Origin of the sequence: Paraburkholderia sp. BCC1876 (genome assembly GCF_902833695.1) — a bacterium.
Taxonomy (GTDB): Bacteria; Pseudomonadota; Gammaproteobacteria; order Burkholderiales; family Burkholderiaceae; genus Paraburkholderia.
Map to the genome: position 1 here is coordinate 1 of NZ_CADFGI010000081.1, position 459 is coordinate 459.

1 protein-coding gene is annotated in these 459 nt (G+C 69.3%); it reads left to right on the forward strand.

Translation table 11 applies throughout. The features are described 5' to 3' along the window. Nucleotides 1–459 (forward strand): FMN-binding glutamate synthase family protein (locus tag HWY05_RS37860; RefSeq protein ID WP_176061500.1); only part of this gene is annotated, 459 nt, incomplete at both ends.

Below are 459 nucleotides of genomic sequence, written 5' to 3' on the forward strand. Positions count from 1 at the left end.
CACCCCCGAGATCGCCGAGACGCGCGGCGTGCCGATGGGCAAGGACTGCATCTCGCCGGCCACCCATTCGGAGTTCTCGACGCCGCGCGGCCTGCTCGAATTCGTCGAGCGGCTGCGCACGCTCTCGGGCGGCAAGCCGACCGGCTTCAAGCTCTGCATCGGCCATCCCTGGGAATTCTTCGGCATCGCCAAGGCGATGCTCGAGACCGGCATCGTGCCCGACTTCATCGTGGTGGACGGCGCCGAGGGCGGCACCGGCGCGGCACCGCTCGAATTCACCGACCACGTGGGCGTGCCCCTGCAGGAAGGCCTGCTGCTGGTGCACAACACCCTGGTGGGGATCGGCCTGCGCGAGCGCGTGAAGATCGGCGCGAGCGGCAAGATCATCACCGCCTTCGACGTGGCGCGCACGCTGGCGATCGGCGCGGACTGGGTGAACTCGGCGCGCGGCTTCATGTT